The organism is Serratia sp. N21D137, from assembly GCF_047530005.1.
GTDB lineage: Bacteria > Pseudomonadota > Gammaproteobacteria > Enterobacterales > Enterobacteriaceae > Chania > Chania fonticola_B.
Genome location: NZ_JBLJAJ010000073.1, coordinates 1 through 5,037 on the forward strand (window position 1 = coordinate 1; position 5,037 = coordinate 5,037).

7 protein-coding genes and 1 pseudogene are annotated in these 5,037 nt (G+C 48.9%); 1 reads left to right on the top strand and 7 read right to left on the bottom strand.

The window, feature by feature from the left end:
* Positions 1 to 113 precede the first annotated feature (113 nt).
* From ACMV5H_RS25010 to ACMV5H_RS25030, 5 genes and pseudogenes are all read right to left on the bottom strand, one after another.
* Positions 114 to 539: a hypothetical protein gene (locus tag ACMV5H_RS25010; RefSeq protein ID WP_414822741.1), complete on the bottom strand. Its 426-nt coding sequence runs from the start codon at positions 537 to 539 to the stop codon at positions 114 to 116.
* 81 nt (positions 540 to 620) lie between these two features.
* A complete protein-coding gene (locus tag ACMV5H_RS25015; RefSeq protein WP_223501661.1) occupies positions 621 to 998 on the bottom strand; it encodes a type II toxin-antitoxin system VapC family toxin in 378 nt (125 codons plus the stop codon).
* Positions 998 to 1,201: a type II toxin-antitoxin system VapB family antitoxin gene (locus ACMV5H_RS25020; RefSeq protein ID WP_223501659.1), complete on the bottom strand. Its 204-nt coding sequence runs from the start codon at positions 1,199 to 1,201 to the stop codon at positions 998 to 1,000. Before ACMV5H_RS25020 ends, ACMV5H_RS25015 begins: the two co-directional genes overlap by 1 nt.
* A 354-nt stretch (positions 1,202 to 1,555) precedes the next feature.
* Positions 1,556 to 1,738 (bottom strand): annotated as a pseudogene (locus ACMV5H_RS25025) (IS91 family transposase); the annotation flags it as partial.
* Between the two features lie 8 nt (positions 1,739 to 1,746).
* Positions 1,747 to 1,935: a hypothetical protein gene (locus ACMV5H_RS25030; RefSeq protein WP_414822742.1), complete on the bottom strand. Its 189-nt coding sequence runs from the start codon at positions 1,933 to 1,935 to the stop codon at positions 1,747 to 1,749.
* A gap of 306 nt (positions 1,936 to 2,241) precedes the next feature.
* On the opposite strand from ACMV5H_RS25030, the gene ACMV5H_RS25035 reads away from it, so the two are divergent.
* A complete protein-coding gene (locus ACMV5H_RS25035) occupies positions 2,242 to 2,472 on the top strand; it encodes a transcriptional regulator (RefSeq protein ID WP_414822743.1) in 231 nt (76 codons plus the stop codon).
* 145 nt (positions 2,473 to 2,617) lie between these two features.
* On the opposite strand, the gene ACMV5H_RS25040 is transcribed toward ACMV5H_RS25035, so the two are convergent.
* Positions 2,618 to 4,528, bottom strand: coding sequence for a UvrD-helicase domain-containing protein (locus tag ACMV5H_RS25040; RefSeq protein ID WP_414822744.1), 1,911 nt, complete (start codon positions 4,526 to 4,528; stop codon positions 2,618 to 2,620).
* Entirely contained in the window at positions 4,525 to 4,842 is a 318-nt protein-coding gene (locus tag ACMV5H_RS25045) for a hypothetical protein (RefSeq protein ID WP_414822745.1), read from the bottom strand. The genes ACMV5H_RS25040 and ACMV5H_RS25045 overlap by 4 nt, the downstream gene beginning before the upstream one ends.
* Positions 4,843 to 5,037: the final 195 nt, after the last annotated feature.

Genomic DNA, 5,037 nt, shown 5'->3' on the forward strand with positions numbered 1-5,037 from the left:
CAAGACGGTTTTAACGGCTTCGGCCCTAAATTCTTTCGAGTAACGTTGAGTTTTTCTGGTCATAGTGAACTCCTTTTAATCCCATTCTACTCAGGAAGGAGTGTCCGTTAAAATCAGGCTACCTCAAGCTGCATGAGCATTGTGCCATCTAACGGGGAACGAAATGCAGTAATAGAGTTATCTGGATTGATGGCAAAGAAAAAATAATCCTCGGTCTCCAGCATGGTGTTGAGCACAGCCTGGATGATGGGGTTGCCGGAGGGAACAAGACCGTGATATGTCGCATGTCCATAAAATTCAAAAGCAAAATGAAGTACCGGTTCTTCCATTGTTCCAATAACAGAATGCCCAAAGTGCATCCCTTGCTGAGTGGACTCAGTAGGGATCGATATTTCTGGCCTCAAGGCAATGAACCCACATTTTTCGCCTCGTTCTTCTACATATCCAAAAGCAAAACATGGAGGGTTATCTAACATTAAATCTTCAATAAATAATGAGTTAACGCTTAATAGAGGTAAATACTTTTTGAGATCGCCCATTTTTTATTCCTTTCTGCCCGGCAACTATTTGTTTTGTCTTCTTGATTGTCTTTCGTACAAACACATTGGGTTTTGAATACGTCAATGAACCGGCTGATAGCTCGCATTAAGACGTTTAGCAAGCCTCTCAAGTCGCTTATCCAGCGTCCAGAGTCTCGCACCTGGTGTTATGAGGGTCGATGCAAGTAACGTAATATCAACCAGTCCACATCCAAGCCCGTACAGCTTCTCGTTTTCAATAAACGTCATAACTTCGGTAATATTAGCCTGATGACACTCTGGTAACAGCCCCAGATCGCCAATCGTTCGCAGTCTTGGCGCCGGTGGCGTTCCACAGGCTATCTCTGCCAGTATCATTGGGTGAATCAAAACCAGATCCCAACTCAGCAACTGAATCAATCCATCATTCCGGTTTCTGAAATGGTCAACCCAGACAGACGTATCAACCAAAATAGTCATTATGCGGATGGCTCCTCGCGGCGGCGATGGATCACCTGCATTTCAGGCGATGAGCCGCCAAGTGAAGCAAGCCTTTTTGCTGCCTGTACCCGAACAAACGTTTTCACTGCTTCCCGGAAAATATCAGCCTTGTCCATACCCGGATCTGCCATTTCCAGAGCCTGCGCATACAGCAAATCATCAATGGTGACTGTCGTTCTCATAAAATCGCCTCTCAAGAATTATATATTGATGTTATTTTGCATCAAATCATACATCATGGCAATGGGCAATATGTGCATTTATACAGCAGCTAAAACGCGCTGTACGCGATTTTTCGGGGTTTTTCTGTTTACTGGTGGAGAAAGTTTGATTCAACACTTAAAAATCAATTTTATGGCGATTCAGACGCAGGAAAACGAGAGGTTTGACCTTGTTGACACTCTCTGGTACTGCAAATCTGCTGTTTATTTTTGTTGAAGCTTGTTCAGTGGTGAAAACAATGTTCCCAAAATCACCACCACCGCTCGCCGCAAGAACGGATTAGGGAGCGGCAACGCCGCGAGTCTGTCCGATCGAGGAAGCGGCATATAGTCTGTGCCCCATTCCTTCACGCCGCTTATGCGGGTGCCGCAGGCGAGCATTTTGGTGACGGCTTCGACTTCGATATCGCGCAGACCACCGGCGTCGAGGAAAGACGTCCAGCACTGGTTAGCCGTGAACAGTTTTTTGAGCGGACGGGGGCTGAAACCGGAAACCACGGGGCAGATTAATTCCCGGTTTCCTGCAGGCGGCGGAGAGCTGCAGCATCGTGGCGGTGCTCCAGTATAGCGCTGGCGACCATTGCCGGCGGCGGGTCCATGGGCTTCATCAGCTTAATCCAGTCCCATTCACGCTGTGAAAGCTTATCAGCGGCAACAGAGAGGAGGATGGTGTCGATACTTTTACGGGTCATCATGGGGAAAGGCTCTGAGAAAAATATGTAGTCAGATCATACCTATTCCACTTAGTGTAAGGCAACGACGGGGATGAACCATGGCGGGGTTTTCAATTTGCAGCCGTCAGGCTGCCCTGTTCTTTATGGCCATGTTTGTCGCCTTCATGCGCTGACGCGCATTGAACCCAAAACTTACGATGTCATGCCAGCTAGCCAGAACCGCCGAAATTTCCGACGCTCGGCCTGGTGTGAAAAACAAGATTATAAAGGTATAATGTGACAAAATGGCACATTCGAGTGACTGGGTGAACGATGACGGGATTCGAGTTGAAACTTTGGCGGACGGGGCTTGACTGGACGCAGGAGCGAGCGGCGGAGGAGTTTGGCATCTCGATGCGTACCTACATCCGTTATGAACAGAGTAAACCTCCCAGGGCGATTGTGTTAGCTATCCAGGCATTGTCCCTGGTGGCCATGCTGCCGGACATTGAGACTCTACCGGTTGAGACTCTACGCCAGCGGATCAGAACACTGGCGGGCGACAGCCCCACTGGCTAAAGAGACAAATATCGCATTTTGCAGCTTCGTTCCCACTGAGCCTTAATGTGACATGTTCACTGTGACTGGATGCGGAAAAATCTAGGTTTCCGGCGTGGAACCCCAGAATGCTGGCTATTGGTATAGGTTAATGGGGCTACCAAGCTTAGGCCAGATAGTTGATATTCCAACCTTGTCTGATCAGAGCCATCTTACACTCTTCAGTTACCCGCTCAGCGTTTACCGCTAGACAGAGGAAGCTGGTTGGACGAGACATGGCGACATATAAATTTCTGAACTGTGCCAAATGCCCTTCAGGCATATTTTCTTTTCGCACTTCTAACCCCGCAATCACGGGCAATGCAGCCTCAATATCAAAACGTCGGCTCGGATGACCCAGAGACTCAAGTACGAGGGTCGCCAAGTGTGTTTCGCCTTTCATTGAAGCTAAGCTGCCAACCTGGATATCGAGCCGTCGACCATCTCGCTCAAGTGAGCAGATAGTTCGCTGTTCTACCGAAACAACCGAAGCATCCGGTACCAAGAAAACCGGCAATGATCTGAACATTTCTCCCGTCATATTCTCTGGCAACAGGGGACGTAAACGCCCATAAATCATTGTTAGTATTTCGTGCCGCCCTTCTTCGGTGACCACCGATGTTCTATTCATGGCCAAGTCGCGTAGTAATAACCGGAAATTTGGTATGTCTCCACCGGTATCGCCCAGCTTTCGAAGCAACTGGTAATCAGCCTTCAAGTCACGAACGATCTCTGCTTTAGCGTCGCGTAGCACGATGAATAATGCTCGTCGCACCTCACCGACACGTCCAGAAAGTGATGGTTCATTTATCTTTCTCTTCCCAACCAGCAGTGACCAGAAGTGATCCATATTTAAGTCTGGGGCATTATTGGTAGCAATGGCTGGCCAATAATCCAGAAGAGTTCTACCGGCAGTGTACGTTGCAGCATCGCCTTGCTTTCGGGCACATAGAGCCTTCACCGTACCAGTACGGAGAATAGTTTCATCGAATCGCTCAAGCACTTTGGCACCAAAAACCGCGATGACCTGGCTAACCTGTTCCGTCGGATAGACCAACAACATGGGAGCATGGCGATCAACTCCATCACCTGACACCGGGACTCCTGACACTTGCGTACTGGCAACGACCTGAGCTATTGATGGGCCGAACCGTTTGCTCGTGGATATGGGTAGTGCATCTGCTTTTGGAAAGGTGAGATTTTCGGCACCTTGTGTATTCCCGAGTATACGCTGATTGATGTCGCCAAAACGCTGAATGATCACTGTTTCGTCGAACATTAGTTGTAAAAGGCGCTCCTGTTCCCAAGATGTGTCCTGCATTTCGTCGATAAATACGATTGGGAAACGCCGCGACATATGAGCTCGGATCTCCGGGGTGTTCGTCAACAGCTTCTCAGCAAATGCAAACATATCGGCATAACGGAAGATCCCCTCGTTCGCCAGTCGTGCTTTTATACTTTGGATCACTGGATGAGTTTTCGAACCCTCTTTCGGTAGATTTCCGCTCTCGCTGATTATTTTCAGTTCAGCCCCGCTGAAAATCAGTCCCTGAACCATGGGAGCGACACTGACGTTTTTGTCCATCCAAGTACGTAAACTCCAATTCATGCGGGCTAGAGTGAGTGCTTGGCGACTGAACACATCATTATCGATGATATTCACTTCCACATTTTGGCTGCGCAAGTAAGGCAGGGCCAGGAAATAGTTAACCAGTGCATGGATCGTTCCAATGAAGTGGGGATATGTCAGTAATCGACTTCCTTCAATACTTTTCCCAAGTCGTCGTTGTATCTCGTCCCGGGTGACATTGGTGTGACTTAGGACGCAGATGCCACTGCGAGCGGCTTCCCATTTTCGTGCGAGTATTAAGAGTTTTGCGGCAAGCACTGTGGTTTTGCCGCTGCCTGGTGCAGCGTTTATGTCCCTGGACTGATTTTCGAGCAGTACTGCACGCCGCTCGTCATCCTCGAAATTTAAGTCAGGGGTCAGAGTAGCCAATGCCTCAAGATCCAACTCCGTAATAGTTGGTACCGTCACTCTACCACCTTGCCAGTTAAATGATGGAATGCACGTTGTAGGTAAGGTGGCAGGCGATGATAGAGTTCATTGCCCCCTCCATATTCTCCGGTTGATATCAGGTGGGCTGCATATTGTGCTGTTACAGCTTTCGACACATCACTGTCAGCCAGTGGTTGGTAGATGATTGAGGCAAGCTTTACTACAGAGTGGCCTGCTGTCTCCAGTTGTGCCCAATGTTCCTTAGCCTCTGTGATAGCCGTCTGTTCGTCTTCCTCCGTCAGCCGTTCACCTCTGGAACCAGCCCTCTTGGCTAGGTGGATGGCGTTATGCATGAGTTCTGCACAACCATAGAGGGCCAAATCGAACTCGAGGGTCCACCTGTCGGACACGCATACGAGAGTGAGGTGTACTGGCAATAGCGGACACTGTCATTTGTTCTTTTATTAAGCAGCCATGCAATAATAGTTCTTCTCGAAGTCTGCCGGTGAGAGATTACCCAACCGGGAATGACGACGCTGCCGGTTGTA

Coding starts and splice junctions, on each gene's coding strand:
- ACMV5H_RS25010 (WP_414822741.1), bottom strand. CDS start 539: ATGGGCGATCTCAAAAAGTATTTACCTCTATTAAGCGTTAACTCATTA.
- ACMV5H_RS25015 (WP_223501661.1), bottom strand. CDS start 998: ATGACTATTTTGGTTGATACGTCTGTCTGGGTTGACCATTTCAGAAAC.
- ACMV5H_RS25020 (WP_223501659.1), bottom strand. CDS start 1,201: ATGAGAACGACAGTCACCATTGATGATTTGCTGTATGCGCAGGCTCTG.
- ACMV5H_RS25030 (WP_414822742.1), bottom strand. CDS start 1,935: ATGATGACCCGTAAAAGTATCGACACCATCCTCCTCTCTGTTGCCGCT.
- ACMV5H_RS25045 (WP_414822745.1), bottom strand. CDS start 4,842: ATGCATAACGCCATCCACCTAGCCAAGAGGGCTGGTTCCAGAGGTGAA.